The 24984-nt window shown below is 68.8% G+C and carries 30 protein-coding genes; 16 read left to right on the forward strand and 14 right to left on the reverse strand.

All coding sequences use genetic code 11. The features are described 5' to 3' along the window. Nucleotides 1–21 precede the first annotated feature (21 nt). Complete coding sequence (locus ABD116_RS31230) at nt 22–1440, forward strand: FAD-dependent monooxygenase (protein ID WP_343978443.1); 1419 nt, start codon at nt 22–24, stop codon at nt 1438–1440. Here the strand turns inward: ABD116_RS31230 and ABD116_RS31235 are convergent. Further along, nucleotides 1437–1991, reverse strand: coding sequence for an MFS transporter (locus ABD116_RS31235; protein WP_343978446.1), 555 nt, complete (start codon nt 1989–1991; stop codon nt 1437–1439). The two genes, ABD116_RS31230 and ABD116_RS31235, sit on opposite strands and share 4 nt — an antisense overlap. After that, the gene (locus tag ABD116_RS31240; RefSeq protein ID WP_343978449.1) at nt 1988–2839 is read right to left on the reverse strand and encodes an MFS transporter; all 852 of its coding nucleotides are present in this window, start codon (nt 2837–2839) and stop codon (nt 1988–1990) included. The genes ABD116_RS31235 and ABD116_RS31240 overlap by 4 nt, the downstream gene beginning before the upstream one ends. A gap of 68 nt (nt 2840–2907) precedes the next feature. Here ABD116_RS31240 and ABD116_RS31245 point away from each other — a divergent pair, with 68 nt between their 5' ends. Continuing rightward, nucleotides 2908–3492, forward strand: a complete 585-nt coding sequence (locus tag ABD116_RS31245) for a helix-turn-helix domain-containing protein (protein WP_343978452.1) — start codon at nt 2908–2910, stop codon at nt 3490–3492. Here ABD116_RS31245 and ABD116_RS31250 read toward each other — a convergent pair. Both ABD116_RS31250 and ABD116_RS31255 read right to left on the reverse strand, forming a co-directional pair. Further along, nucleotides 3482–4762 (reverse strand): HRDC domain-containing protein, encoded by a 1281-nt coding sequence (locus tag ABD116_RS31250; protein ID WP_343978455.1) that lies wholly within the window; start codon nt 4760–4762, stop codon nt 3482–3484. The two genes, ABD116_RS31245 and ABD116_RS31250, sit on opposite strands and share 11 nt — an antisense overlap. Next, entirely contained in the window at nt 4759–5361 is a 603-nt protein-coding gene (locus tag ABD116_RS31255; RefSeq protein WP_328323152.1) for a DUF3000 domain-containing protein, read from the reverse strand. Before ABD116_RS31255 ends, ABD116_RS31250 begins: the two co-directional genes overlap by 4 nt. An 83-nt stretch (nt 5362–5444) precedes the next feature. Between ABD116_RS31255 and hemE the strand changes: the two genes are divergently transcribed. Genes hemE through hemG form a run of 3 tightly spaced genes read left to right on the forward strand, consistent with a single transcriptional unit; the run spans nt 5445 to nt 8517 of the window. Then, nucleotides 5445–6530, forward strand: coding sequence for a uroporphyrinogen decarboxylase (gene hemE, locus ABD116_RS31260; RefSeq protein WP_343978459.1), 1086 nt, complete (start codon nt 5445–5447; stop codon nt 6528–6530). Then, entirely contained in the window at nt 6523–7086 is a 564-nt protein-coding gene (locus ABD116_RS31265) for a GNAT family N-acetyltransferase (RefSeq protein ID WP_343978462.1), read from the forward strand. The genes hemE and ABD116_RS31265 overlap by 8 nt, the downstream gene beginning before the upstream one ends. 12 nt (nt 7087–7098) lie before the next feature. Continuing rightward, the gene (gene hemG, locus ABD116_RS31270; RefSeq protein ID WP_343978464.1) at nt 7099–8517 is read left to right on the forward strand and encodes a protoporphyrinogen oxidase; all 1419 of its coding nucleotides are present in this window, start codon (nt 7099–7101) and stop codon (nt 8515–8517) included. Here the strand turns inward: hemG and ABD116_RS31275 are convergent. Further along, nucleotides 8450–9088 carry a DUF4328 domain-containing protein gene (locus tag ABD116_RS31275; protein WP_343978467.1) on the reverse strand — a complete coding sequence of 213 codons (639 nt, stop codon included), beginning with the start codon at nt 9086–9088 and terminating at the stop codon, nt 8450–8452. The two genes, hemG and ABD116_RS31275, sit on opposite strands and share 68 nt — an antisense overlap. An 88-nt stretch (nt 9089–9176) precedes the next feature. Here ABD116_RS31275 and hemQ point away from each other — a divergent pair, with 88 nt between their 5' ends. The 3 genes from hemQ to ABD116_RS31290 are packed head-to-tail and all read left to right on the forward strand — an operon-like array spanning nt 9177 to nt 11022. Beyond that, the gene (gene hemQ, locus ABD116_RS31280) at nt 9177–9878 is read left to right on the forward strand and encodes a hydrogen peroxide-dependent heme synthase (protein WP_343978470.1); all 702 of its coding nucleotides are present in this window, start codon (nt 9177–9179) and stop codon (nt 9876–9878) included. A gap of 2 nt (nt 9879–9880) precedes the next feature. Next, the gene (locus tag ABD116_RS31285) at nt 9881–10258 is read left to right on the forward strand and encodes a VOC family protein (RefSeq protein WP_343979486.1); all 378 of its coding nucleotides are present in this window, start codon (nt 9881–9883) and stop codon (nt 10256–10258) included. Further along, entirely contained in the window at nt 10258–11022 is a 765-nt protein-coding gene (locus tag ABD116_RS31290; protein WP_343978473.1) for a phosphotransferase enzyme family protein, read from the forward strand. Before ABD116_RS31285 ends, ABD116_RS31290 begins: the two co-directional genes overlap by 1 nt. Here the strand turns inward: ABD116_RS31290 and msrB are convergent, their stop codons facing one another. After that, complete coding sequence (msrB, locus tag ABD116_RS31295) at nt 11023–11442, reverse strand: peptide-methionine (R)-S-oxide reductase MsrB (RefSeq protein ID WP_343978476.1); 420 nt, start codon at nt 11440–11442, stop codon at nt 11023–11025. Between the two features lie 115 nt (nt 11443–11557). Continuing rightward, a complete protein-coding gene (locus tag ABD116_RS31300; protein ID WP_343978479.1) occupies nt 11558–13150 on the reverse strand; it encodes a M4 family metallopeptidase in 1593 nt (530 codons plus the stop codon). Nucleotides 13151–13310: 160 nt separating this feature from the next. Here ABD116_RS31300 and ligD point away from each other — a divergent pair, with 160 nt between their 5' ends. Beyond that, entirely contained in the window at nt 13311–14378 is a 1068-nt protein-coding gene (ligD, locus tag ABD116_RS31305; RefSeq protein WP_343978481.1) for a non-homologous end-joining DNA ligase, read from the forward strand. 31 nt (nt 14379–14409) lie between these two features. Here the strand turns inward: ligD and ABD116_RS31310 are convergent, their stop codons facing one another. Further along, nucleotides 14410–15165 carry an SDR family oxidoreductase gene (locus ABD116_RS31310; RefSeq protein ID WP_343978484.1) on the reverse strand — a complete coding sequence of 252 codons (756 nt, stop codon included), beginning with the start codon at nt 15163–15165 and terminating at the stop codon, nt 14410–14412. 182 nt (nt 15166–15347) lie between these two features. Continuing rightward, nucleotides 15348–16166, reverse strand: coding sequence for an SURF1 family cytochrome oxidase biogenesis protein (locus tag ABD116_RS31315; RefSeq protein WP_343978486.1), 819 nt, complete (start codon nt 16164–16166; stop codon nt 15348–15350). Nucleotides 16167–16235: 69 nt separating this feature from the next. Here ABD116_RS31315 and moaA point away from each other — a divergent pair, with 69 nt between their 5' ends. Then, on the forward strand, nt 16236–17252 hold the full coding sequence (moaA, locus tag ABD116_RS31320; protein WP_343978489.1) for a GTP 3',8-cyclase MoaA: 1017 nt from the start codon (nt 16236–16238) through the stop codon (nt 17250–17252). Nucleotides 17253–17300: 48 nt separating this feature from the next. Here the strand turns inward: moaA and ABD116_RS31325 are convergent, their stop codons facing one another. Continuing rightward, nucleotides 17301–17513 carry a hypothetical protein gene (locus ABD116_RS31325; protein ID WP_343978492.1) on the reverse strand — a complete coding sequence of 71 codons (213 nt, stop codon included), beginning with the start codon at nt 17511–17513 and terminating at the stop codon, nt 17301–17303. Nucleotides 17514–17721: 208 nt separating this feature from the next. After that, nucleotides 17722–18039, reverse strand: a complete 318-nt coding sequence (locus ABD116_RS31330) for a DUF3099 domain-containing protein (protein WP_343978495.1) — start codon at nt 18037–18039, stop codon at nt 17722–17724. 73 nt (nt 18040–18112) lie between these two features. On the opposite strand from ABD116_RS31330, the gene ABD116_RS31335 reads away from it, so the two are divergent. From ABD116_RS31335 to ABD116_RS31360, 6 genes are all read left to right on the forward strand, one after another. Further along, nucleotides 18113–18325: a dodecin gene (locus ABD116_RS31335; protein ID WP_343978498.1), complete on the forward strand. Its 213-nt coding sequence runs from the start codon at nt 18113–18115 to the stop codon at nt 18323–18325. Between the two features lie 131 nt (nt 18326–18456). Then, nucleotides 18457–19161, forward strand: a complete 705-nt coding sequence (gene fabG, locus ABD116_RS31340; protein ID WP_343978501.1) for a 3-oxoacyl-[acyl-carrier-protein] reductase — start codon at nt 18457–18459, stop codon at nt 19159–19161. 27 nt (nt 19162–19188) lie between these two features. Beyond that, the gene (gene fabI, locus ABD116_RS31345; RefSeq protein ID WP_343978504.1) at nt 19189–19965 is read left to right on the forward strand and encodes an enoyl-ACP reductase FabI; all 777 of its coding nucleotides are present in this window, start codon (nt 19189–19191) and stop codon (nt 19963–19965) included. Nucleotides 19966–19967: 2 nt separating this feature from the next. Beyond that, the gene (locus ABD116_RS31350; protein ID WP_343978507.1) at nt 19968–21653 is read left to right on the forward strand and encodes a Mur ligase family protein; all 1686 of its coding nucleotides are present in this window, start codon (nt 19968–19970) and stop codon (nt 21651–21653) included. A 41-nt stretch (nt 21654–21694) separates the two neighbouring features. Next, nucleotides 21695–22537: a hypothetical protein gene (locus tag ABD116_RS31355; protein WP_343978510.1), complete on the forward strand. Its 843-nt coding sequence runs from the start codon at nt 21695–21697 to the stop codon at nt 22535–22537. Nucleotides 22538–22614: 77 nt separating this feature from the next. Then, nucleotides 22615–22959 (forward strand): hypothetical protein, encoded by a 345-nt coding sequence (locus tag ABD116_RS31360; RefSeq protein ID WP_343978513.1) that lies wholly within the window; start codon nt 22615–22617, stop codon nt 22957–22959. 280 nt (nt 22960–23239) lie between these two features. On the opposite strand, the gene ABD116_RS31365 is transcribed toward ABD116_RS31360, so the two are convergent. Genes ABD116_RS31365 through ABD116_RS31375 form a run of 3 tightly spaced genes read right to left on the reverse strand, consistent with a single transcriptional unit; the run spans nt 23240 to nt 24971 of the window. Beyond that, entirely contained in the window at nt 23240–23410 is a 171-nt protein-coding gene (locus tag ABD116_RS31365) for a hypothetical protein (RefSeq protein ID WP_343979489.1), read from the reverse strand. Further along, complete coding sequence (locus tag ABD116_RS31370; RefSeq protein WP_343978516.1) at nt 23359–24441, reverse strand: Dyp-type peroxidase; 1083 nt, start codon at nt 24439–24441, stop codon at nt 23359–23361. Before ABD116_RS31370 ends, ABD116_RS31365 begins: the two co-directional genes overlap by 52 nt. After that, a complete protein-coding gene (locus ABD116_RS31375; RefSeq protein WP_343978519.1) occupies nt 24438–24971 on the reverse strand; it encodes a copper chaperone PCu(A)C in 534 nt (177 codons plus the stop codon). The genes ABD116_RS31370 and ABD116_RS31375 overlap by 4 nt, the downstream gene beginning before the upstream one ends. Nucleotides 24972–24984: the final 13 nt, after the last annotated feature.

A 24984-nucleotide genomic window follows, 5' to 3' on the forward strand; every position in this document is an offset into this window, starting at 1 on the left:
AGTACGAGAGGGAGGTGGGCCGTGGCGAGGTCGCGTGAGGGGCGCGTGATTGTTGTCGGAGGCAGCATTGCCGGGCTGCTCGCCGCCCGAGCCCTTGCTGAGCACGCTGCTTCGGTGGTCGTGCTGGAGCGCGAGCGGCTCCCAGGTGCCGTCGCACCTCGTGGCCACGTCCCGCAGGGCCGGCACCTGCATCTGCTGCTCGCGGCCGGCTTGGACCGGCTCTGCGACTGGTTCCCGGACATCGAGGATGAGCTGGTCACCCGAGGCGCGGTACGAGTCGACGGCCGCAATGCTTGGGTGTACCAGGGTGGGGCCTACCGAGCCCGCGGCGACTGGGGTCGGCCAGTGCTCTGCATGACCCGACCCCTGCTGGAGCAGGTGATCCGGGCACGAGTCGCAGCCCTGCCCGGGGTGGCGATCGAAGACGGCGCCCTGGTCGAGCGGCTGACCGTTGTGGACCGCAGGGCGGCTCCGGCCGGAGCGGGCGAGGCAATCCGCGGTGGTGCCGGGGAGTGGCGGGTGAGTGGGGTTGTGGTCGGAGGTGCGGAGCGGGCGGCTGAGCTGGTGGTCGATTGCTCGGGCCGGAATTCGCGGATCGTCCATGACCTGGCGAGCTCCGGGCGGCTTGAGGTGCCGGTTACGCGGGTGGGCATCGATATCGGGTACGCGTCCTTCCTCATGCGTCGTTCGGCGGGGGACTTCGAGGGGGACTTCATTGCGTGTGTGGACAATCCGGGGTCGTTTCGGGGTGGATCCGTACTGCCGGTTGAGGGGGAGCGGTGGCAGGTGACGTTGGCGGGGGTGCATGGGGATGTGCCGCCTGGGGACGAGGACGGGGTGCGTGCGTTCGCGGAGTCGTTGCCCAGTCCGGTGGTTGGGCAGCTGATCGGGCGGTGCGAGTGGGTGTCGGAGGTTGCGACGTACCGGTTTCCGTCGAGTCAGCGGCGGCACTTCGAGAAGGCGCAGTTGCTGCAAGGGCTGGTCACGCTGGGGGATGCGGCGAGTAGCTTCGATCCGATCTACGGGCAGGGGATGTCGTCGGCGGCGCTCCAGGCTGCTGCGCTGGAGGAGGTGGCGCGGGGTGTTGGGGTGCTCTCGCCGGAGTTGCCGCGACGGTTCCATCGCAAGGCGGCCCGGGTGATCGAAGCACCCTGGCGCATCGCCGTCGGTGGGGACTTCGGCCATCCGGAGACAGTGGGGGACAGGCCGGCCGGTACTGCCCAGCTGAACGGCTACATCGCGCAGGTGGTCCGTGCAGCCCACATATCGGTGCCGGTGGCGCGCGCCTTCAATCGCGTACTCCAGTTGGCCGACCCACCCACCGCACTGCTGCACCCGGCTGTGGTGGCGCGGGTCCTGAGCACCTCGCGTCGCTCCCCAGCGGCCACCGGCGCGGCCGTCCAGCACCCACGCGTAGGTGCCGAGCCCGGCGCCGACTAGCTGACGGTGGCAGATTCGAGTGGCCGGATGGCGCGCGGCCGGGCGATTGCGAGGGTGAGGGCGGCGACTATGAGGGCTGCTGCGACTGCGAAGGTGAAGTGCAGGTTGGTGGCGGCGAAGACGGCGCCCATCACGGCGGTACCGGTGATCAGGCCGAGGTTGCGGGACAAGTTGAGCAGACCGGACACGACGCCGCGCTGGTCGGGCGGGAGATCGGTCAGTACGGCGGTGTTGTTGGCCGTCTGGAAGGTCGCGTAGCCGCTGGTCATCACGACGATCGGCACCAGATAGCCGACGATCCCCAGCCTCGCCGGCAGCGCGGCCAGCGCACCGGCGCCTACTGCGATCGCAACCAATCCCGCGACGGTCATCCGCCGTACGCCGAACCGGTCAGCAACCCGCCCAGCCGGTACGCCGGTGAGCGCCGCAACAAGCGGTCCCACGGACAGCACAAGCCCGACTACGGCCGCCCTGAGGCCCAACGTCTTGGCGAGGTAGAACGGCCCGACGACCAGCGTGGCCATCATCACCGTGGAGACGAGAGCGCTCATGGCCAGACTGGTCTGAGCGTGCGGTCGTGGAAGGCGGCAGGCCGGACAAGTGGTGAGGCGGCTCGGGTCTCGATCCGGACGAAGGTGGCCAAGCCGGCAACCGCCACGACTAGCAACCCCACGACGCCGGCGCTCCGTCCGAACCCCAGAGCGCCGCCGATGTCGCCTCCGACCGTCATCGCCAACGCATACGCGGCAAGCGTTCCGGCAAGCGCCGCAGTGCCCGCGTTGTCGAACCGCCGCGCCGGCATCGCAGGCCTGCTGTGGTCGGCCGGCAGGTGCTTGATGGTCAGGGTGAAGGTGAGGAGTCCGAGTGGGAGGTTGATCAGGAAGATCGTGCGCCAGCCGAAGGTGCCGATCAGTACGCCGCCGAGGGACGGGCCGAGCGCCGTACCGATCGCGGAGGTTGTGCCCAGCAGGCCCATCGCACTGGCGGTTCGTGCCTTGGGGACGATGTCGCCTACGAAGGCCATCGTGAGCGCCATCATGACGGCGGCGCCGAGGCCCTGGGCAGCTCTGGCGGTGATCAGGAGCCAGAGTGTGGGGGCGAGGCCGGCCACGAGCGAGGCGGTGGTGAAGACGGAGATGCCGAGTAGCAGGAGGCGGCGGCGCCCGGTGAGGTCGCCTAGGCGGCCTACGGTGACGATCAGGGTGGTGCTGGCGAGGAGGAAGGCCAGGACGATCCACTGGACCTGCTGGAACGTGGCCTCGAAGGAGTCGGCCAGGGTCGGCAGGGCGACGTTGGCGATGCTGACGCCGAGGGACGACAGCAACATGGACAAGGACAGGCCGGTCAGGGCCCATGGGATCGAGGCACGGGTTGCCGGCTCGGCGGCGGTCGGGGTCATGTCCGCACAGTGCGGCGCAGGTGGCTGGAGCGGCAATTCTTGTTGCTGTTTCTGGGACACTGCTGCACATGGACGGACAACCGGCGTACCAGGCGGTGCTCGACGAGGTGGGGGATCGGCTGCGGCGGTTGCGGGCGCAGCGGGGGATCACGCTGGCGGTACTAGCGGAAACGACCGGTATCTCGAAGAGCACGTTGTCGCGGCTGGAGTCCGGGCAACGCCGGCCGAGCCTGGAGTTGCTGTTGCCGCTCGCGACGGCGTACCGGGTGCCGTTGGACGAACTGGTCGGGGCTCCGGAGGTCGGTGATCCGCGAGTGCAGCTGAGGCCGCACAAGTCGGCGAGTGGGGAGACGTTCGTGCCGTTGTCCCGGGCGCCGGGGCCGCTGCAGGCGTACAAGCTGATCGTGCCGGACCGCGGCAATGAGCCGAACCTCCGCAGCCATGAGGGCTATGAGTGGCTCTACGTCCTGCAGGGACGGCTGCGGTTGGTGCTGGGCGAGCATGACGTGGTGCTCGGCGCCGGCGAGGTGGCGGAGTTCGACACGAAGGTCCCGCACTGGTTCGGCAGCGCGGACGGAAGACCGGTCGAGGTGCTCAGCCTGTTCGGTCGGCAGGGTGAGCGCATGCATGTCCGCGCGAAGACTAAGAACTAGGTTCTTCGAGCGTTTCGTTCGGAGTCGCCTCGGTGGCGAGGGCGTCGGTGAGGACCTCGGCGGTGAGGCCGATCTGCCAGTCGCGGGCGTTGTGCTCGCGCAGGAACGTCGACACTGCGGCCAGGTCCGCGTCGGCCGGTGGGGTCCAGGCCAGTCGCCGGATCGTGTCCGGGGAGAGCAGGTTCTCGGTCGGGAGCCGGTGGGCTTCGGCGATCTCGCTGACGGCCGAGCGCGCCGCCGACAGCCGAGCAGCCGCATCCGGGTCGCGATCAGCCCAGGCGCGAGCCGGTGGCGGTCCGTCGTACCGGGGGCCCTGCTTGGGAAGTTCACTGTCCGGCAGGCGGCGGGCGTGGTCGATCGCCTCCCACCAGGTGCGCATGTGGCGATGTGCGCCGCGCCCCTTGAAGGCAGTCAGTTTCTGCAACGTGTCGCGGTCGACCGGCATCGCTGCGGCCGCCTCGACGATCGCCGCGTCCGGAAGGATGCGCCCGGGTGAGATGTCAGCAGACTCCGCGATCTGATCGCGTGCCTCCCACAACGCCCGTACCACCGCCAGACTCCGGCGATTGCGCACCCGATGCATGCCCGACGTCCGTCGCCACGGATCCGGCTTCGGCTCACGCGGCGGCGCACTCAGGATCGCGGTGAACTCCTGCTGTGCCCACTCCCACTTGCCCTCGCGGCGCAGCTCGGCCTCGATGGCATCGCGCAACTCGATCAGCATCTCGACGTCGAGCTGGGCGTAGATCAGCCACGGCCCGGGCAGCGGACGCGTCGACCAGTCGGCCGCCGAGTGCTCCTTGCGCATCTTGTAGCCGAGTACTTCGCTGACGAGCGACGCCAGCCCGACCTTGGGATAACCGAGAAGCCGCCCGGCCAGTTCGGTGTCGAAGACCGTCTGCGGAACCATGCCGACCTCGGCCAGGCAGGCCAGGTCCTGGTTCGCGGCGTGGATGATCCACTCGGCGTCGACGATCGCGTCGCCGAGCGAGGACAGGTCGCCGAACGGAATCGGGTCGACCAGCGCCGAGCCGGAACCCTCCCGGCGGAGCTGGACCAGGTACGCGCGGTGCGAGTAGCGGTAGCCCGAGGCGCGCTCGGCGTCGACGGCCACCGGGCCGGTGCCGGAGCGGAAGGCTTCGACGACCTCGGCCAGGGCCGGGTCGGTGTCGATGACGTCGGACAGTCCGTCGCGCAGCTCGAGCAGTGGCTGGTCTTCGGCCGGGTCATCCGGGACAGGCGGCTGCTGCTGGGTCTCGGCCGGGCTCATCGGCCCCGCTGACCGCGCCGGGTCGGCATCGCGACCACCCCCGGCGGTACCGGCGGGAGTCCCGCCGCTGTACAGAGCACCTCGCCCCAGGCCTCGGCATGATGACTCACGTCGACCATCCCGTCCGGCCCCGGGACAGGACTCCAGGACGCACGGATCTCGATCTCAGCCGTCGCGTCGTCATCGGCCATCCCGCCGAAACTCTCGGATACCACCCTGGTGACGGTACCGCTCGGGGCCAGGTACTCCGCGCCCCGGTCGGCCAGTGCCTCCATCAGCCAGGTCCAGCCCACGCCACCGAGCAGTGCGTCCGTCACCATCTCCGGTTCGACGGCGGCACGCACATACGCGACACAGCGGAAGGTCGACTGCCAGGCGTCGTTCCCCGCGGGGTCGTAGAGGACGACCAGCCGGCCGGTGGCGACATCGTCACCGTCGACCGTCACGTCGGCACTGACCGCCGCCGCGTGCGGAGCGATCCGCTGCGGGGCGGGCATTTCCTCGACGAACACCTCGGGCCGGAACCGTGCCTCACGCAACTGAGTGAGGGCCTCGGCGAACTCCGCGGGTGGCGCGTCGACCTGCTTGCGGGCACCCATGCTTCGCAGCCTACGACTGATTACTCACCGACGCCGGTGACGACGCGCCGGTGACAGGTTCCGGGCATGGGATCATCGGTCCTGTGCCCGTGACGCAACCTGCTCAATCACCCACCGCTACCGATGCCTTACCGGAGTCCGCCTTCCTGCGAGCGGCCCGGGGCGAACCGGTCCCGCACACGCCTGTCTGGTTCATGCGCCAGGCGGGTCGCTCGCTGCCGGAGTACAAGGCGATCCGCGAAGGCACGACGATGCTCGAGTCGTGTATGCGGCCCGACCTCGTCGTGGAGATAACGCTGCAGCCGGTACGCCGTTACGGCGTCGACGCGGCGATCTTCTACTCCGACATCGTGCTGCCGCTGAAATCGACCGGCTTCGGCGTCGAGATCAAGCCCGGGGTGGGCCCGGTCGTCGCGGACCCGATCCGTGATCTCGCCGGTCTGGACGCGGTACGCCCGGTCACCGAGGCCGACGTTCCGTACATCATCGAGTCGGTGCAAGGGCTGGTGTCGCAGCTTGGCGGGACCCCGTTGATCGGGTTCGCCGGGGCGCCGTTCACGGTCGCGTCGTACCTGGTCGAGGGCGGACCGAGCAAGGACCACGCGAAGACGAAGGCGCTGATGCACGGCGACCCGTCGCTGTGGCACGCCTTGGCGGACCGGCTGGCGGATGTGGCGATCGCGTATCTGTCGGTGCAGATCGAGGCCGGTGCGTCGGCGATCCAGCTGTTCGACTCGTGGGCCGGTGGGTTGTCGGCGCGTGACTATGCGGAGTTCGTGCAGCCGCATTCGGCGAAGGTGTTCGCGGCGCTGGAGCAGTACGGCGTACCGCGGCTGCACTTCGGGGTGAACACGGGCGAGCTGCTCGGCCTGATGAGCGAGGCCGGCGCGGACGTGGTCGGCGTCGACTGGCGAGTGCCGCTCGACGAGGCCGTACGCCGGATCGTCGCGGCCGGCGGATCGCCGAAGCCGGTCCAGGGCAACCTCGACCCCGCCCTGCTGATCGCCGGCTGGGACGCCATCGAGCCCGAGATCGACCGGATCCTGGCCGAAGGCAAGTCCGCCCCCGGCCACATCTTCAACCTCGGCCACGGCGTCCCCCCGACCACCGACCCCGACGTCCTCCACCGAGTGGTCAAGGCGGTCCACGAAAAGTCGGCCCGTGCCTGAGTCGTCAGCGCCGATCCCGCCACGCCCCTCCAGCCGCGGAGCGGCTGCGCCCGGCGCGGGGCTGCCTCCGGGGCTTCGCCTTGAGCGATTGCGGGCTGAGCACGCTGACGCATTGCTTGCCTTCGAGGTGGAGAACCGGGGCTACTTCGCCTCTCATATCTCCGATCGTGGGGATGCGTTCTTCGCTGAGTTCGGCGAGCGGCTGGCTGAGCTGCTGATTGATCAGGATGCGGGGGAGTTGCACTTCCATGTGCTGGTGGAGGACGACGGGCAGATAGTCGGTCGGGTGAATCTGGTCGATGTCGCCGACGGGTCTGCTGAGCTCGGGTATCGGATCGCCGAGCGGTGGACCGGGCGTGGGCTGGCGACCGCCGCCGTGCGCGAGCTGTGTGAGCTGGCGGCAGGCGAGTACGGCCTGAAGGAACTTCGCGCGGGGACCAATCTGACCAACGTGGGATCGCAGAAGGTGCTGGAACGTACCGGCTTCGTGCGGGTCGGGGAGCGGGAGTACGGCGGCCGGCCGGGGATCGAGTACGTGCTGGCTTTGGGCGTCTGATCTGATGGGGTCGTGGAGCGCTCGGTAGTTGTCGTCGGTGGCGGGATCAGCGGGCTGGCTGCGGCTCATGCTTTGGCCGGCGGGCCCAACCCACCTCGAATTACCGTCCTTGAGTCCTCGCCGCGGCTGGGTGGGAAGTTGGCGGGGGCTTCACTGGAAGGCATCCCGGTGGATCTCGGTGCCGAGTCCGTACTCGCGCGCCGTCCCGAAGCCGTCGACCTGATCCAGGCCGTCGGGCTCGGTGACGACCTGGTGCATCCGGCAACGACCTCGGCCGGGCTCTGGATCGGCGACCGCATCCGCGCGATCCCGCCGACCGTGATGGGCGTGCCGACGGACCCGAAGTCGACCGTCGACGTCCTGGGCGAGGACGCAGCTGCGGCCGTCGCACACGAGCCCGAGCTCGCAGCGCCCGCGTTGACAGAGGACGTGGCGATCGGCAGGTTTGTCGCCGAGCGCATGGGCTCAGCCGTGACGGACCGCCTCGTCGACCCGCTGCTGGGTGGCGTCTACGCCGGTCGTGCCGAGGAGATCTCGCTGGCGGCCGCGGTACCTGAGCTCTACGCCAAGCTGAAGACGGCCCCGAGCTTGCTGGCGGCAACCTCCGAGCTGCGCGAGATCGGCCAGCGCCGCAACACGGCCGGAGCACCTGTCTTCGCAGGCATCAAGGGCGGCATCAACCGGCTGATCACCGCCCTGGAGACGGACCTGCTAGCCCGTGGCGTCCAGATCCAGCGCAGTGCGACCGTACGCCGGATCCGCCAGATCGCCGGCGGCTACGAACTCGAGACCGGCCCAGTACCCGCCCCGACCTTCCTCCACGCCGATGCGATCGTCATCGCCGTCCCTGCAGCCCCAGCGGCCCGAATGCTCGCCGACGTGGTCCCGCAAGCAGCTACTGAGCTCGCGGCCATCCAGTACGCGAGCATGGCGATCGTCACGCTCGCGGTGCGCAAGGCGGACTGGCCGTCGACCGCAACCGGCTCCGGCTTCCTGGTGCCGTCCGTGGAGGGCCGCACGATCAAGGCGTCGACCTACTCGCACGCCAAGTGGCAGTGGTCCGCCGACGCCGGGGGAGACCTCGCAGTACTCCGCTGCTCGGTCGGGCGGCTCGGTGAGGAGTACGTGCTCCAGCGCTCGGATGAGGAGCTCACTGCTCTGGCAGCGGCGGATCTACGAGCCGCTGTGGGCCTGCAGACGCCGGTGGTCGGGTCGCTGGTGACCAGGTGGGGCGGCGGGCTTCCGCAGTACGCCGTCGGCCACCTGGACCGCGTTGACCGGGTTGAGGCGGCCGTTGCCGGTCAACCTGGGTTGGCTGTGTGCGGAGCGGCGTACCGGGGTGTTGGGATCGCTGCCTGCGTCGCTAGTGCTGGTAAGGCGGCAAGCCAGGTGCAAGCTCATCTGCAGGCGTCGACGCCTGCAGGTCGGTGACCAGCCGGATCACCCGGACGGCGTAGACCGCGCAGACGACGTTCAGCACTGCGGTCACAGTGGGGTGCACTGCACCCCAGAGGAAGTCACTGGCAGTCGGATCTTCGTCCGGGCCGACCGGAAACAGATCAACGAGGGTGTAGGCGATCCAGGTGCCCCACCAGACGTTGACGACGTTGCTGCCGGCCGGCAGCTTCTCAGGTACGCCTGGTTCGACCTGCCCCGTACTGCCGGCGATGACGTCGGTGACGACCTGCAGCGGATACCAGAGGAAGATGATGGGGACGATCCAGCTCGCGATCACCCAGCCTCGATCATGACGATGCGGGAACCACGGGTTGATCGCCTCCGCAGCCGTCCGGGCACGCCACAGCCAGACGACGAAGACGACGGCCGCCGACAGGGCCGGGACCAGGAACAGCACGTCCACCCAGTCGACCGCCGCGGGGTCCCAACTGGCCAGATCGTCCTTGTACACCGCGTAGTCGCGCCACGCCATGGCAGCGACGAACACGTAGGCGAGGGCCGTGATCCAGATCAGGATCGAGGCCGCTCTGGGTAGACCGCGCATGGTGATTCCCCCTGATGGTGACTGTTGTCACGAAGAGTAGGGCCAACCCGGGGCACGGTCGGGCAGATCCATTGGCGACAATGGCTGAGTGACCGAGACGAAGCCGAAGGCGCGCGAGCTGAACAATGTCATCCGCTACACCATGTGGTCGGTGTTCAAGGTGGAGACGCCGCTCGGCGAGGCGGACCGCGAGGAGCTCGTGGTGGAGCTCAACGAACTGCTCGGCAAGCTCGGCGCCGACCAGGACGTGGTGATCCGCGGCTGGTACGACGTGGAGGGCTTCCGCGCCGATGCCGACTTCATGGTCTGGTGGCACGCCCCGACCTCCGACGCCCTGCAGGATGCGTACCACGCGCTGCGTCGCTCGCGGCTCGGCCGGCACCTGGCGCCGGTCTGGTCGCAGTTCGCGCTGCACCGGCCGGCGGAGTTCAACAAGAGCCACATCCCGGCGTTCCTGGCCGACGAGGAGGCGCGGGCCTACATCTGCGTCTACCCGTTCGTGCGGTCCTACGAGTGGTACCTGCTGCCCGACGAGGAGCGCCGGTTCATGCTCGCGGAGCACGGCAAGATGGCCCGCGGCTACCCCGACGTACGGGCGAACACGGTCGCGTCCTTCGCACTCGGCGACTACGAGTGGATGCTCGCCTTCGAGGCCGACGAGCTGCACCGGATGGTCGACCTGATGCGCGACCTGCGCGCGTCGACGGCCCGGCGGCACGTGCGCGAGGAGGTCCCCTTCTACACCGGCAAGCGGACCGGGCTGAGTGAACTGATCGCGAACCTGGCGTGACGATGGAACGCAAGGCCTTCCCGGTCCTGTACGTCACCGACGTCCGCCGGTCGCTGGAGTTCTACGCCCTGCTCGGCTATGAGTCCCGCTACCAGTTCCCCCTCGAAGGCGACCCCCACTACGTCGGCCTCGAACGCGGCGACTCCTCGCTGGGAATCGCCGACTCCAACTGGCCCGAAGCCCAACTGGGCATCACCGTCGGCACGGCCCCCCGCTTCGAACTCTTCGTCTACGTGGACGACGTCGCAGCCACCGTCGAATCCTTCCGAGCGGCCGGCTACCCGATCCTCCAGGAGCCGGCCACCATGCCCTGGGGTGAACGCCAGGCCTACGTCTCAGACCCGGACAACAACCCAGTAGCCCTCGCCACCCCGATCTGATGGACGAGGTCCTCCCCGGCGGCCGCTTCTCCAAGCCGGTACGCCGCGCCGACTCGATCCACCGCCGCCGCAGCACCGCGAACACCCACGCCCTGCTCCAACACCTCGAGCAGGCCGGTTTCGAGCTGTCACCACGTTTCCTCGAAGCCGACGAAGACACCGAGACGCTCTCGTACCTGCCTGGCACAGCGGGCCACCCGCCGCTCAGCGACGACCTCCGCTCGGACGAAGCGCTGGTCAACGTAGCCCGTGCAATCCGCCGGCTGCACGACGCGACTGCTGGCTTCGAGCCGGTCGACCCAACGGCCTGGAACGACCTGGAGGTGGCCGCACCACTGGCGATCGACTGCATCGGTCATCACGACCTCGCGCCCTGGAACCTGCTCTTCGAGGGCGCCCAGGTGGTCGGCATCATCGACTGGGACACGATCCGCCCGTCGAACCGGGTCTGGGATCTCTCGTACGCCGCATACCAGTTCGTACCGTTCCATCCGCCGGCCTGGCTGGAGCCGTTCGGGTGGCGCGCCGAACCCGATCGGGCCCGGCGGTTGCGGTTGTTCTGCGACTCCTACGCGCTGGGCGTGGAACCGTCGGCGGTGCTGGATCTGATCGTCATCCGACTGCTGTCGCACGCGGCGAACATCGAGCAGCAGGTCAGAGCCGGGAACCCGGCGTTCGACGTACACCGGGACGAGGATCACGCCGGGGGCTACCGCGCGGCCGTCTCGTACATCCTGACGAACCGCGCGGCTCTGCTGGGCTGACTACTCCGCCGGGGTCAGGGACAGGCTGACGGAGTTGATGCAGTAGCGGAGGTCGGTGGGGGTGCCGTAGCCCTCGCCTTCGAAGACGTGGCCGAGGTGGGAGCCGCAGTTGGCGCAGCGGACCTCTACCCGCTTCATGCCGAGGTCGTGGTCCTCGATGTACTCGACCCGGTCCTCGGCGAGCGGGGCGAAGAAGGACGGCCAGCCGCAGTGCGAGTCGAACTTGGTCTCGCTGCGGAAGAGCTCGGCGTCGCAGGCACGGCACTTGTAGACGCCGATGGTCTTGGTGTCGGTGTACTCGCCGGTGAACGGGCGCTCGGTACCGGCCTTGCGGAGGACCTGGAACTCCGCCGGGGACAGCTTCGCGCGCCACTCCTCGTCGGACTTCTGTACTGCGTACTGCCTGGTGCTCTCTGTCATGTCCCCATTATCGGCGGCCGGTCAACCAAAACCCCATGGCGTCCGCCTACGTAAGCGTCCCGCAATCGCCAGGCCCTGTCCGCCCCAGTGGGACAGGGCCCGGCGATCACAAGACTCAGTTGACGCTGACCGCCGACCACGCGGTCGCCACGGCGGCCCGCTCGGCGCTGGCGGCGCCGTACAGGTCGGTGGCCGCGTTGAGCGTCGCGACCCGCGCCTGGGCGTACGTCGTACCGGTGGTGAAGTACGTCGTCAGCGCCCGGTACCAGATCTTGGCGGCCTTGGCCTGCGTGATCCCGCCGAAGGTCGTCCCGTTGCAGCTGGTCGAGTTGTGCGGCAGGCCACCGATGGTCTTCGCGCCGGTGCCCTCGGACAGCAGGTAGAAGAAGTGGTTGGCCACGCCCGACGAGTAGTGCACGTCGAGGTTGCCGACGCCGGACGACCAGCAGTCGGCCGAGTTGCCGTCCTTGCTCGGCTTGTCCATGAACCGCAGGGCCGGCCGGTCCTTCATGATCTCTTCGCCGATGTAGTAGTCGCCCGGGTCGTTCGCGTTGTTGGAGTAGAACTCCACCGAGGTCCCGAAGATGTCGCTGGTCGCCTCGTTCAGGCCGCCGGACTCACCGGAGTAGGTCAGGTTGGAGGTCGCCGAGGTGACGCCGTGGGACATCTCGTGGCCGGCCACGTCGATCGAGACGAGCGGGCCCGCGACGACGTTGTCGCCGTCGCCGTACGTCATCTTCTTGCCGTCCCAGAAGGCGTTCACGTAGTTCGTGCCGTAGTGGACGCGGCTCGGGACGCCCTTGCCGTCGTTGAAGATGCCGTTGCGGTTGTGGATGTTCTTGTAGTAATCGAACGTGGTCGCCGCGCCGTAGTGCGCGTCCACCGCGGCCGAGGCCCGGTCGGTGTTCAGGCCGGTACCCCAGTGGTTGTCCGCGTCGAGGAACTTGACCGCCGTCGGGCAGCCGAGACCGAACAGCTGGCACAGGATCGAGTCGGTCTTGTTCTGCGCGTCGAGGGTCGTCCCGCCGCCGCGCACCGGGTCGGTCAGGTTGAACCCGCCGCTGACGGCCGTGGTGTCGATCGGCACGGTTCCGGAGTACAGGCTCTTGCCGTCGCCGGTGACCGTCTCGATGTGCTGCTCGCTGACGAGCTTGGCGCCGGTCAGGGCGTCGATCGTCGTGGTCACGTTGCTCGGGGTGCCGTCGGCCTGGGTGCCGCCGCTGGTGACCAGGTAGGCGAGCCGTGGCGCACCCTTGCGGGCTTCGATGACCAGGGACGGCTTGCCCTCGGCCTTGAGACCGCCGGTGACGCCCTTGGCGAGGGCGGTGGCGATGCTGACCTTGGGCGTGCGGCTGACGTCGGCCGACTGGGTGAGGGTCTGGCTGACGCTCTTGAGAGCGCCGTCCTTGGCCTGGTGCATGACCACGTCGCCACCGAGCACCGGCAGACCACCGATCGTCCGGTCCATCCGGACATGGCTGGTGCCGTCGGCGTCCAGGATGACGTCCTTCACGAGGAAGGCGTCGGCGCCGGTGGCTCTGAGCGTGCCGAGATTCTCTGAGATCGCAGCCTTGGCCCGGGCGACCGCTGCGGCGGGGGTGGTGCCCGGGTCTGCCTTCGGTGCGCCGGTGGCCGTGGTGGCGCCGAGCCCTAGGGCGGTTGAGGTCGCCACTGCGGTAGCAGCGGCGAGCAGGGCGGATTTCTTCATCCTCGTGCTCCTTCAAGAGTGTCCCGGGGGCCTCACGCCCCAGGAACGAGGTGCGGGTACGTTACCGCCCGGTCACCTAGGGTGGCCAGGGGTTGAGAAAACTTCCCTTTTCCGTGGGGGTGACGGCATTTGGTCCCCGGCGGCCGGTAGCGTCACCGGCATGGCGGCGACCAAGGCAATCGAGCTCGAGATCGAGGGACGGACCGTCCGGGTGAGCAATCCGGACAAGCCGTACTTCGCGGACCGCGGGCTCACCAAGCTGGACATCGTGAACTACTTCGTCGCGGTCGGCGACGGCATCCTGGGCGCGCTCCGGGACCGGCCGACCACCCTGGAGCGCTGGCCGGGCGGCTGGTTCGAGGGCGCCAAGCTGTCCACCCGGATGGACAACAAGGGCGACGCGTTCTACCAGAAGCGGGTCGCCAAGGGCGCGCCCGACTGGGTCGAGACGGCGACGATCAAGTTCCCCAGCGGCCGGCCCGCCGACGAGGTCTGCCCGACCGAGCTGGCCGTGGTCGCCTGGGCGGTCAACCTCGGCACCCTGACCTTCCACCCCTGGCCGGTCCGCCGCCCCGAGCTCGACTCGCCGGACCAGCTCCGGATCGACCTCGACCCTCAGCCGGGCACGGACTTCAAGAGCGCGGCAGTGGTAGCTCCGGTACTCCGTGAGCTGCTGGCCGAGCACGGCCTGGAGGGCTACCCGAAGACGTCGGGTGGTCGCGGCCTGCACGTGTACGTCCCGATCGAACCGCGCTGGGACTTCGTCCAGGCCCGCCGTGCCGTCATCGCGGTCGGCCGCGAGCTGTCCCGCCGGATGCCGGACCAGGTCACGGTGAACTGGTGGAAGGAGGAGCGTGGCGAACGCGTCTTCATCGACTACAACCAGATGGCCCGCGACCGCACGATCGCCTCGGCGTACTCCGTCCGTCCCAACGCCCGGGCCCGCGTCTCGGCTCCGCTGCGCTGGGAGGAAGTCTCTGAGGTGGTGCCGGACGACTTCGACGTACTGACGATGCCGGCCCGCTTCGCGGAGGTCGGTGATCTGCATGCGGCGGTCGGCGAGAAGGCGTTCTCGCTGGAGTCGCTGCTGGAGCTGTCTGCCAAGCACGAACGCGACTTCGGCGAGGGCGACATGCCGTACCCGCCCGAGTATCCGAAGATGCCGGGCGAGCCCAAGCGCGTGCAGCCGTCCAAGGACCGCGACCGGCCCAAGGACGTCGAGGAGTAGAGCTCCGAACGAGCGGAAGTGGTCGTAGAGCTCAGATGGCGCGGAGGGCGCCGCCGTCGATCGGGATGATGGCGCCGGTCAGGTAGGACGCGGCGGGGGAGAGCACGAACGCCGCCACCCGGCCGAACTCGTCCGGCTCGCCGTAGCGGCGCAGCGGGATCGCCTTCTCCGCGGCGCGCCGGGCGGCGAGGGGATCGGCGGCCTTGCCGTCCAGCTCCTTCAGCCGGTCGGTCGCGATCCGGCCGGGCATCAGCCCGTTGACCCGGACGCCGTTCGGCCCGAGCTCGTCGGCGAGCGTCTTGGCGATCATCGCGAGGCCCGGGCGCAGTCCGTTGGAGATCGCCAGTCCCGAGATCGGCGACTTCACCGATGAGGAGAGCACGAAGGCGATCGACGTACCGTCCGTGCCGGCCCGGGCAACCGAGCGAGCGATGCGGAGACCGCCCAGGAAGACGCTGTCGAAGGCTGCGCGCCAGTCGTCCTCCTCGGTGTCCATCGCCGTACCAGGCCGGGGCCCGCCGACGCTGATCAGGGCGCCGTGCAGGGCACCCCACTTGGCGACCGCGGTCGCGGCCAGCCGCTCGGCGCTCTCCGGGTCGGCGTTGTCGACGGGGATGCCGACGACGTTGTCTCCGAGCTCGGCCGCCGCGCGGGAGATCGACTCCTCGTTGCGGCTGGAGATGACCAGCCGGGCGCCTTCCGCGGCAAGGGCCTTCGCGGTGGCGAAGCCCAGCCCACCGCTGGCGCCGGTGACGATGTAGATGCGATCTTCGAGTCCTAGGTCCACGGCTCCATCCTGCCTGACGCCGCCTGATCTCGCCGCCGCGCGCGCCGCGCGAGATGGCAACGATCTCACTCCATGGACTGCCGTCTCACCGCAAGGTCGTTGCCACCAGCGTCGGAACCGCGATCACCGTGTGCACAGGCCCCGACACGCCGGTGGTAGCCGCAGGCAACGGCAAGCCGGTACTACGAACCGCCCGGACCCCGCGGTGCCCCAGTCGCCGTCGTTGCAGAGGGCAACGACTCCGCCGGCGCCTCGGACTCACTGTCTGTACTGGCGTTGTCACCCGTCACGTCGCGCCGGGAGAAGTAGACCAGCCCGCCGATCGCCAGCAGGGCGAAGAAGAACCACTGCAACGCGTAGAAGAAGTGCGGTCCGTCGTCGATCTCCGGCCCCGGGAACCCGCCGAAAGCCGGGTCCGCGGCCGGCACCTGCTGCTCCACCGTCAGGTACCCGTCATAAAGCGTCAGGCCGAGGACAGGTGCGAAGTCAGGTCCGTTGATGAGCCGGGCAGTCCCGTTGTCCGGCGTACCGCCGCTGGTGTGCCCGCCACGTTCACTGCGCCGAAGGCGGCCGGTGACGGTGACCTCGCCGGTGGGCGCGGCCGGGATGCTGCTGGGCGCCAGCTCGCCGCCCTGCTTGGGCAAGAAACCCCGGTCGACCAGTACGGCGCTCCCGTCGCTCAGGAGCAACGGGGTGACGATCTCGAACCCGGGGCGGTCGTTGACGTTCCGGTACCGCATCACGACCTGCTTGCTCGCGTCGTACCGACCCGTGACGACCGCTGTGCGCCAGTCGTGCTGCTCACCGATCACGCGCTGCGGCCCGACGATCTCGGCCAGCGGCGCCGCCGGAGCGGCCAGGTTCGTCCGGGTGACCTCGTTGCGCGCCTTGCGGGCGTCCAGCCGGTGCAGCTGCCATCGGCCGAGCTCCACGCACACCCCGGACAGGAGGAGGATCACCAGCGCAGTGGCGATCCACCGGACATTCATCAGACGACGCACGGTTCGAACTTAAGCCATCCACCGAAACGCCCGGCCGTCGGCTGCTACCTGCGACGTAAGCTGGCCCGGATGACAGCGCCCAGCACGACCCAGACAGGCCTCGCCGACAACTTTGGCCGGGTCGCCACCGACTTGCGCGTGTCCCTCACGGACCGCTGCAATCTGCGCTGTACCTACTGCATGCCCGAAGAGGGCCTGGACTGGCTCGCCAAGCCCGAACTGCTGACCGACGACGAGATCGTCCGGCTGATCGAGATCGCGGTCACCCGCCTCGGCGTCGACGAGATCCGTTTCACCGGCGGCGAACCGCTGCTGCGTCGCGGCGTGGTCGACATCGTCACCCGGACGGCGAAGCTCCAGCCCCGCCCGCAGTTGTCGATCACCACCAACGGCATCGGCCTGGCCCGCCAGGCGACCGCGTTGCGCGAGGCCGGATTGGACCGGGTGAATGTGAGCCTCGACACTGTCCGGCCGGACACCTTCCAGCAGATGACCCGGCGCGACCGGCTGAAGGACGTACTGGCAGGTCTTGCCGCGGCCCACGATGCCGGCCTGACGCCGGTGAAGGTCAACGCCGTCCTCATGCGCGGCGTGAACGACGACCAGGCGCCGGAGTTGCTGCAGTTCTGCCTCGACCACGGCTACGAGCTGCGGTTCATCGAGCAGATGCCGCTGGACGCCCAGCACGGCTGGACCCGGGACCAGATGGTGACCGCGGACGAGATCCTCGCACTCCTCGGCGAGCGGTTCACGTTGTCGCCGACCGACGCGGCGGCGCGCGGGAGCGCTCCGGCCGAGTCCTTCACCGTCGGCGGGTACGAGACCACCGTCGGCATCATCGCGAGCGTCACGCGTCCGTTCTGCGGTGACTGCGACCGGGTCCGGCTGACCGCCGACGGCCAGGTCCGCGACTGCCTCTTCGCCCGGACCGAATCGGATCTCCGGACGGCGCTGCGCGACGGCGCCGACGACGACGAACTGGCCGATCGCTGGCGCCGGGCGATGCGCGGCAAACTGCCCGGTCATGGCATCAACGACCCGAGCTTTCTGCAGCCGGTCCGGCCGATGTCCGCGATCGGCGGCTGACCTTTCTGAACCGGAAATTTACTTTTTCCGGTGTAACGCACTCCGGCGTCAGGCTTTCGGCGCCGGGAAAGCCTCCACCTCGCGCAGGAAAGAACGCGCGCCGAGGAAGTCGGACAGGCTCTGCTTGTGCTCGTCACAGGCCAGCCAGGTCTTGCGCCGGTCGGGGGTGTGGATCTTCGGGTTGTTCCACAACAACGCCCAGGTCGCGGGGTTGCCGCATCCCCTTGCAGAGCAGGTGGACGGTAGAGCTTCGTCGGTCACAGCGGGGTCTCCCAGGGGTCTTTCAGGTCGGTACAGGCAATTGTTCCTGACCACTCAATAATCAATAGCCTGGGCAAAATGAAGCGACGTCGGACAGCCACGGGGGGAGCCGTCCGACGCCGCATCAAGACCCTGAATTCCAACCGTGAACTTCAGAGCACGCAGATTCTGACACGGATCCGTCATGAGAATCCAGTCCCGACGCAGATCACTTTTCGGTGTCGTGATCCTGACCCAGTTGTGGCCGGGCCGGCGGCACGTAGACCTCGGCTCCGGAGACCTCTTTCGTCCGCCGCGCATTGGCCAGTACAACGGCCACCGACGGCAGGAAAACCGCCCCGACGAGCAGGATCCATCGCCACGGCGAGGGGGTGATCACGGCGGCGACGAAACACACCACCCGCAACGACATCATCCAGGCGTACCGGAAGATGCGGCTCTCCAGGTCCTCGGACCGGCCGGGCTGGGCACTCGTCACCGAGATGACGGTCGCGTCGTCGCGACCCCGCTTACTGCGCAATGACATCTATTCTCCTCACCAACACCCAACGGTACGCCGGTGCAGAAGTTCCGGCGTACCCAGGCGAAGGGGAACAGTCATGACCGACCGCACCTACCGCGTGACCGAGCTCGTCGGCACCTCCAAGGAGGGCGTCGACGCGGCGATCACCAACGCGATCACCCGGGCCGGCGAGACGCTGCGGCACCTGGACTGGTTCGAGGTGACCCAGATCCGCGGCCACATCGTCGACAACGCGATCGACCACTACCAGGTCGGGCTGAAGGTCGGCTTCCGGCTCGAGGACAGCTGAGTACTGCGCGGGCGAGAGCGGTACTGCGAACCGCCGGGGCCGCCCGGTTCGCAGTACCGGTGGGGGCGGGAGATACCGTTCGTCCGGCAGCGCCGTACAGCGGCTGAATCACTTCTGTGAGGAGATGGAACGTGGCGAGATCGGTACTGGTCACCGGGGGCAACCGGGGCATCGGCCTGGCCATCGCGACCGCCTTCAAGGAGGCGGGCGACCAGGTCGCCGTCACCTACCGCAGCGGTGAGCCGCCGGAGGGTTTCCTCGGGGTCAAGTGCGACATCACCGACGCCGAGCAGGTCGAGGCGGCGTTCGACACGATCGCGGCCGAGCAGGGCCCGGTCGAGGTGCTGATCGCGAACGCCGGCATCACCCGCGACACGCTGCTGCTGCGGATGTCCGAGGACGACTGGGACTCGGTCATCGCGACCAACCTGACCGGCTCGTTCCGGGTCGCCAAGCGCGCGGCCAAGGGCATGCTGCGGCTGCGCCGGGGCCGGATCGTCTTCATCTCCTCGGTGGTCGGCATGCTCGGCTCGGCCGGCCAGGTCAACTACGCCGCCAGCAAGTCCGGCCTGATCGGGATGGCGCGCTCGATGGCGCGCGAGCTCGGCAGCCGCGGCATCACCACGAACGTGGTCGCGCCCGGTTTCGTCGAGACCGACATGACGGCGGTCCTGCCGGAGGAGACCCAGAAGCTGTACCTGAGCCAGATCCCGCTCGGCCGCTTCGGCGACGTGTCGGAGATCGCCAAGGCCGTCCGCTGGATCGCGTCCGAGGAAGCCGGCTACATCACCGGCGCGGTGATCCCGGTCGACGGCGGCATCGGCATGGGCAACTAACTACTTCTTCTTCTTTTGAGAAAGGGCATGCCGGTGGGCATCCTCGACGGCAAGCGGATCCTGGTCGCGGGCGTCACGCTCGACTCCTCGATCGGCTTCGCGACCGCCAAGGTGGCGCAGGAACAAGGCGCCACGGTGCTGATCTCGAACTTCGGCCGGGCGCTGAACATCACCAAACGGATCGCCGGCCGGCTGCCGGTCACGCCGCCGGTGATCGAGCTGGACGTCACCGACGAAGAGCACCTCGCCGCGCTGCCGGACGCGGTCCGTGAGCACGTCGACGGCCTGGACGGCGTCGTGCACTCGATTGCCTACGGCAACCCGGAGACGATCCTCGGCGGCAAGTTCCTCGAGGGGCCGTGGGACGACGTGTCGCGCGCGGTGCACGTCTCGGCGTACAGCCTGAAGTCGCTTGCGGTGACGTGTGCGCCGCTGATGAGCCGGGGGAGCAGCATCGTCGGGCTGACCTTCGACGCGTCCGTTGCTTGGCCGGGCTATGACTGGATGGGGGTCGCCAAGGCGGCGCTGGAGTCGACCTCGCGTTACCTCGCGCGGGACCTCGGCGCGCAGGGGATCCGCTGCAACCTGGTCTCAGCCGGCCCGCTGAAGACGCTGGCCGCGAAGGCGATCCCGGGCTTCGAGAAGTTCGAAGGCCCGTGGCTGGACCAGGCCCCGCTGGGCTGGGACCCGTCCGACCTCGAACCGACCGGCAAGACGATCGTCGCGCTGCTCAGTGACTTCTTCCCCTCCACCACCGGCGAGATCATCCACGTCGACGGCGGCTTTCACGCGATGGGTGCCTAGCTGTGTCCACCTCTTTGGTAGAGCTCCGCGTCCTGGACGGGGCCAACCTGTACTTCAGCCGGGCGGCGATCAAGCTCACGCTCGACCTGACGACCCTGATCGACGCGCCGGCTCCGGCGGCGAAGGCGTATGCGCAGGCCCTCGGGCTCGGCGCGACCCGGCCCGGGCGGATCGGGTCGGGGTTCCGGCAGCGGTTCGCTGTGCGCGTGGTCGGGCACATCGTCCGGCGGATCGCGCGCGAGGCGGGGATCGGGCGGATCGGCGTACGGGTCAGGTCCGAGACCGATGTGCATCGGCTCGTGGTCGCTTTTCCGTGGGCGCACGAGGGTCGTGCCCGGGCGCTCGGGCAGGCGATCGTCGAGGTGGTCGATGCCTTCGGTACGGAGGAGCTGCCCGAGCTGGTCGCGTCCGTCGGCGATCGGGTCCGCAACGAACCGGCCGGCGACGCGCCGCCGACGCTGCGGCCGAAGATCCCCGTCGTCGCGGTCACCGGCACGAACGGCAAGACGACCACTTCGCGGATGATCGCGCACATCGGTCGCGCGGCCGGGCTGCACGTCGGCTGGTCGAGCACTGACGGCGTGTACTTCGACGGCGAGCTGGTCAAGTACGGCGACTTCTCCGGTCCGAGCGGGGCCGGTCAGGTGCTGTCGCAGCCGGGCGTCCAGCTGGCCGTCACCGAGACCGCGCGCGGCGGCATCCTGCGACGCGGTGTCGGCGTGGCGTACAACGACGTCTCCGTCGTCACCAACGTCACCGCCGACCATCTTGGCCTGGGCGGGATCGACACCGTCGACCAGCTCGCCGAGGTGAAGGCCGTGATCACCAAGATCACCCGGCCGCGTGGCTGGTGTGTGGTGAACGGCGACGACCCGCGGACGTTCGCGATGCGGCTCGACTCGCCGGCCAAATGCTGGGTGTTCTCGCGCGATCCCGACTCGCCGTCGATCCGCAGCGTGCTCGACGAGGGCGGCCGGGCGACGACGGTGCTCGACGGGTTCATCACCGTGCTGGACCAGTCCAGCGACGCCGAGCCGCTGCTGAAGGTCGTCGACGTACCGATGACGCTGTCCGGGCTGTCGCACTACAACGTCGAGAACGCGTTGGCTGCGGCCTCCGCGGCACTTGGTCTCGGGCTGCCCCGCGCCGCGGTGATCGAGGGCCTGAGCACCTTCTCGCCGGCCGAGAACAACCCGGGCCGGATGAACATGTACTCCGTCCGCGACTTCACCGTCGTGATCGACCTCGCCCACAACGAGGCCGGTCTCGAAGCGCTGCTGGAGATCATGAACGGCGTCCGTCAGCCGGGTGGGCGACTGCTGCTCGCGCTCGGCTCACCGGGCGACCGGGCCGACGACATGGTCAGCGCGATGGGCGCGATCGGCGCTCGTGGCGCGGATCGGGTGGTGATCGGGCACAAGGGCGACTACCTGCGTGGCCGACCGCCCGAGGAACTCGATGCGGTCTTCCGGGAAGGGGCCGGTTCGGTCGGTGTCGACGACGTACCGTCCTTCCCGACCGAGCTCGAGGCGGCGCAGGCACTCGTCCGGGAAGCAAAGGCCGGTGACGTGGTCGCGGTGATGTCTCTGCAGGATCGGGCGAGTCTTGACGCCTGGTTGCGGTCCGAGGGAGCTACCGTCGATAACCCGGAGACCTTGAAGGCGAAGGTCGAACGAGCACAGCACTGATCCCCGGGACTCCACCGCCCGGGGCGGATCGGGGTTTCTCCATGCGCTACTTGTGGTCGATACCGGCGGCGGTGGTCGCCTGGTTCGTCGCCGGCTTCGCACCGACGTACCTGAAGGGGCTGCCGGCCGGCTCGACCACGTTCGTCGATCCCCGGGTGGATCTGCTCGTGCTGGGCGGATTCACCGGGGGAGTGCTGGCCGGGCTGATCGTCGGGCGGGTGCGGATCGCGACGCCGTTGGTCCTGGTTGTTGCCGGGGGCGCCTGGTGGCTGAGCGGGTATGACCTGTCCGACAAGGGATTGCTGGCGCTGTTGCTGGTGGCAAGTGTCGCGGGTGCGTTCTTCGGTGCCCTGGGCATCCGGAGTACGGTGCTGGCGGCCTTTGCGTTGTCGGTGCCGGTCGCCTGGTACGCGTTGCGGCCGGCCGGTGAGCTGCAGGACTGGCGCTGGCTCTGGCAGCTCAACGGACTGCTGGTCGCGATGGGCCTGACGATCGTCTTGTACGTCGCGTGCTGGCGGCGCGGTTGGCGGTCGGCGGTGTACTGGGTGCCGCTGATCGCGTTCTACCTGGCGTCGTTCGCGATCGTCGCGGGGCTCCAGGCGGTCTCGGCGGCAAAGGGCAAGTCGACGGACGAGATCGCCAACGCCGGTACCGACGCGTTCTTCGACGCCTTCGAGCCTGTACTGCGGGAGTACTGGCCGTGGCTGACGCTGGCCGTGCTGCTCGCGATCCCGATGGTCGCCCTCAAGGTCCGGGCCCTGCCACCCCCGCCGCCTCCGCCGGTGGTGGACGACGGCCGCACCAACGACGCGGTCCTGTCCGACGACCTGGACTGGATCGACCGCGAGGAACCGAAGCGCCGCCTGCTCCCGGCACGCCGGTAGAAACCGCTTTGGTGAATCCTCAACTATAGGCTTTCCAGGGTCAGGGAAACCGCCTTCCCAACCCTGGAGGACTCCTCGTGAAACTTCGTCTCGCCCTCGGAGCCACCGCAACCGCGGCCGTCGTCGCGGTCGGTGTGGTGCCGGCTTCGGCGTACCAGGACCAGTCGACGTCGACCGCCTGCACGCCAGGCGTCGCCTGCTTCTACGAAACCACCAGCTTCACCGGCAACAGCGTCCTCTATCCGACCCCGAGCAACTCCTGCACGGTGCTGCCCTTCGTCCCCGGCGCCCTCTTCAACTGGAGCACCAAGGACATCTACCTCTACCGCACCACCAACTGCACGGGCCCGGCTTCCGTCGAGCCCGCGAACAACTTCCACAGCTACCCGAGCACCAAGTTCCTGAGCTTCCGCGCCAGCTGAGTCGCCGACCACCTTCGGTTGCTCCCCGCACCGGCCGAACCCCCCGGCTGCCCCCACCCACTGCGCCCGCCCCCACGCCCCATCTGAGGGGTTAACCCCTCAGATGGTGGGTTGCCCCCTCAGGATCAGGGGTGGCAACCCACAGCCTGAGGGGTTAACCCCTCAGATGGGGCCGGGAGGGGCTAGGGGTGCTGGGGTGGCTGAGGGTGCTGGGTGGCTGGGTGGCTGGGGGTGCTGGGGTGGCTGAGGGTGCTGGGGTGGAGCTCGGCGGTCGCTGTGGTTAGTTCAGGATGTCTCGGCCGAGCCAGCCGCCTTCGTGGAATCCCGGTGGGATTGCGAAGGCGGCTGAGCCGATGGTGGTGGTCCATTCGTTGAGGGCGTCTGCGGCGTCCAAGCGGGTCAGCAGGGGGATGAACTGGCTGACCAGGTTGGCTTGGTAGCTGAGGAAGATGAGGCCGGTCTCGCGGGTGGCGCCGGTGTCCTGGACGTAGTTGAGGCCTTTTTGCGGAAGATGCGGCGGCCGTCGTTCTCCGAGTGGTGGGAGAGCCGGGCGTGTGCGTTCTTGGCGATCACCAAGCGGTTGTCGCCGTCGCGGGCTTCGAGGTCGAGCTCGTCGTGTTCGGCGGTGCCGGTCAGGGGTGCGCCGTTCGAGAGTTTGCGGCCGACGGCTCGTTCCTGTTCGGAGCGGGTGAGTTCGTCCCAGGTTTCGAGGTTGAGTTTGATCCGGCGGACGACCAGGGTCGTGCTGCCGTCGTCGTTCCAGACGGTGCTGTTGAAGTCCGGCGTACCGGGTGCTGGGTTGCCGGTGCCGTCGACCTGGTTGAAGAGGTTGCGGCCGGTGATCGGCTTGCCGTCGGGGCCGGTGCTGTTCCAGAAGCCGGTCTGGCGCCAGAGCGGTTTGGCGAAGGGGGCTGCGTCCGCCACCAAGCGGCCGATGGCGTGCACGACTGAGACCGCGTCGTCCGCGCCGACCAGCACAAGTAGGTCGCCGCCCGTCCAGGTGGGTTGCAGGCGATCGTGGGACATCGGCGGTACGTCGATGAACCCGCGCGGGGCGCGGTCGGTCAGACCGGTCAGGGTGAAGACCCTGGGACCGAAGCCGACCGTCGCGGTGAGGGCCACGCCGGGGATGGCCAGCTCGGGTGCTGTGTCACCAGGAGCAGGTCGCCCGGCGGAGAGAGCGACGATGTCGCTGGTCCAGAGGCGCATCAACCGGCCGAGTGCGGCCTTGTCGGTGCCGCCGAGCAGCTTGAATGCGACCAGCTCCGCATGGCGAGGCGAGGTCGCCGCAATGGCCGGCTGATGATCGCCGTACGGGCCGACGTTGCCGCGGGTGCCGCCGTCAGCGGCGGAGTCCCCGGCGGTCGATGAGCGGGTGGCGGAGTCATTGCCTAGGGCAATGGCGCCACCTGTGACTGCTGCTCCTGCGGCGGCAGCGCCGGCGTACCCGAAGAGCTGCCGCCGGGACGGGCGTCCGGTCAAGGTGTCGTGCTGGGCGTCGTCGACGGGTGGTAGTGCTCTTCCTCCTCGGTGAACGCCTTCACCGGCACGGTCAGGTCGTGCGTCGTGCCATCGGAGAACTTCAAGGTGATCGGCACTTCGTCACCGGGCTTCAATGCCTGCTTGAGTCCCATCAACATCACGTGGTCCCCGCTCGGCGCGAGGTGCGCATGCGACCCGGCGGGCACCTTGATGCCACCGGCCTTCTCCTGCATCACCATCTTGCCGTCCTTCATCGCCATCTCGTGGATCTGCACCATCCCGGCGACCGGAGACGTTGCCGAGGTCAACGAGACGTCGGTCGTGCCTGGATTCGTCAGCGACATGAACGCCGCCGTCATCGAGGTGTCCTTCGACCCGACCGTCGCCCGCACCCACGCGTCCTCGACCAGTACGCCGGGAGTGGTCACCGCCGCCTTGGTCACCGGAGCATCCTTCGACGAGGACCCGCAGGAGGACAGCAGAAAGGGGAGGGCGACAGCCAGACCGGCCATCAGCAGCTTCGTCTTCACGGACAGGCCAACG

This window comes from Kribbella koreensis (genome assembly GCF_039525325.1).
GTDB classification, from domain to species: domain Bacteria; phylum Actinomycetota; class Actinomycetes; order Propionibacteriales; family Kribbellaceae; genus Kribbella; species Kribbella koreensis.

Bases quoted from the DNA above. Each gene is read 5' to 3' on its own strand.
- ABD116_RS31235 (WP_343978446.1), bottom strand. From the start codon at position 1,991: ATGAGCGCTCTCGTCTCCACGGTGATGATGGCCACGCTGGTCGTCGGG.
- ABD116_RS31240 (WP_343978449.1), bottom strand. From the start codon at position 2,839: ATGACCCCGACCGCCGCCGAGCCGGCAACCCGTGCCTCGATCCCATGG.
- ABD116_RS31245 (WP_343978452.1), top strand. From the start codon at position 2,908: ATGGACGGACAACCGGCGTACCAGGCGGTGCTCGACGAGGTGGGGGAT.
- ABD116_RS31250 (WP_343978455.1), bottom strand. From the start codon at position 4,762: ATGAGCCCGGCCGAGACCCAGCAGCAGCCGCCTGTCCCGGATGACCCG.
- ABD116_RS31255 (WP_328323152.1), bottom strand. From the start codon at position 5,361: ATGGGTGCCCGCAAGCAGGTCGACGCGCCACCCGCGGAGTTCGCCGAG.
- ABD116_RS31275 (WP_343978467.1), bottom strand. From the start codon at position 9,088: ATGCGCGGTCTACCCAGAGCGGCCTCGATCCTGATCTGGATCACGGCC.
- ABD116_RS31285 (WP_343979486.1), top strand. From the start codon at position 9,881: ATGGAACGCAAGGCCTTCCCGGTCCTGTACGTCACCGACGTCCGCCGG.
- ABD116_RS31290 (WP_343978473.1), top strand. From the start codon at position 10,258: ATGGACGAGGTCCTCCCCGGCGGCCGCTTCTCCAAGCCGGTACGCCGC.
- msrB (WP_343978476.1), bottom strand. From the start codon at position 11,442: ATGACAGAGAGCACCAGGCAGTACGCAGTACAGAAGTCCGACGAGGAG.
- ABD116_RS31300 (WP_343978479.1), bottom strand. From the start codon at position 13,150: ATGAAGAAATCCGCCCTGCTCGCCGCTGCTACCGCAGTGGCGACCTCA.
- ligD (WP_343978481.1), top strand. From the start codon at position 13,311: ATGGCGGCGACCAAGGCAATCGAGCTCGAGATCGAGGGACGGACCGTC.
- moaA (WP_343978489.1), top strand. From the start codon at position 16,236: ATGACAGCGCCCAGCACGACCCAGACAGGCCTCGCCGACAACTTTGGC.
- ABD116_RS31330 (WP_343978495.1), bottom strand. From the start codon at position 18,039: ATGTCATTGCGCAGTAAGCGGGGTCGCGACGACGCGACCGTCATCTCG.
- ABD116_RS31335 (WP_343978498.1), top strand. From the start codon at position 18,113: ATGACCGACCGCACCTACCGCGTGACCGAGCTCGTCGGCACCTCCAAG.
- fabI (WP_343978504.1), top strand. From the start codon at position 19,189: ATGCCGGTGGGCATCCTCGACGGCAAGCGGATCCTGGTCGCGGGCGTC.
- ABD116_RS31355 (WP_343978510.1), top strand. From the start codon at position 21,695: ATGCGCTACTTGTGGTCGATACCGGCGGCGGTGGTCGCCTGGTTCGTC.